General features: G+C 41.4%; 1 pseudogene. It reads left to right on the forward strand.

What is annotated here, in order from left to right:
- Window positions 1-189 precede the first annotated feature (189 nt).
- Window positions 190-423, forward strand: a pseudogene (locus HC723_RS16995) (response regulator); the annotation flags it as partial.
- Between the last annotated feature and the right edge of the window lie 225 nt (window positions 424-648).

Raw genomic sequence — 648 nt, forward strand, 5'->3', positions numbered from 1 at the left:
TGGCCTCTCAGCATGGTCAGTTGTGTCCGAAATCGTCACAGCCGTGACGAATCGACAGCCCTACCCAAACGTATTCGGTTTTTAACGTTCACCAGCCCTGTCAATAGGGTGCTGGTGAACGCTTACCGAGAAATTACGCTCAAGAGTATGTTACCCACCCCTTTATTACCTCAATAATGGAACAAGTAAATGATCAATGTCGCACTTGTGGATGACCATGTAGTCGTACGCTCTGGGTTTGCTCAACTTATTAATCTTGAATCCGATATTGAGGTTATCCGTGAATATTCATCCTCAGCAGAAGCACGGCATGGTTTACCTGGTTCTAATGTGCATGTCTGTATTCTCGATATTTCTATGCCGGATGAAAGCGGTTTGTCATTACTAAAAGGGCTCCCTTCAGGGATAGCTTGTATCATGTTGTAATGGTTTAATGATCTTGGAGGGTTCTATAGCCTATAATTGACTGCAATATAGGAACCTAGCTATGAACATTAACACTCGAAAAAAACGACTAAATTACTATTCTGGTCTAATCGATCTGGACACCTTGATTGTGGATAATACGATAATCAATCGAGGTGAATATGAATACAAAACGTCAATATCGAACTTATACGAAAGAATTTAAAGAAGAGGCAATCGGCC

This window comes from Vibrio sp. S11_S32, from assembly GCF_014694465.1.
GTDB classification, from domain to species: domain Bacteria; phylum Pseudomonadota; class Gammaproteobacteria; order Enterobacterales; family Vibrionaceae; genus Vibrio; species Vibrio algicola.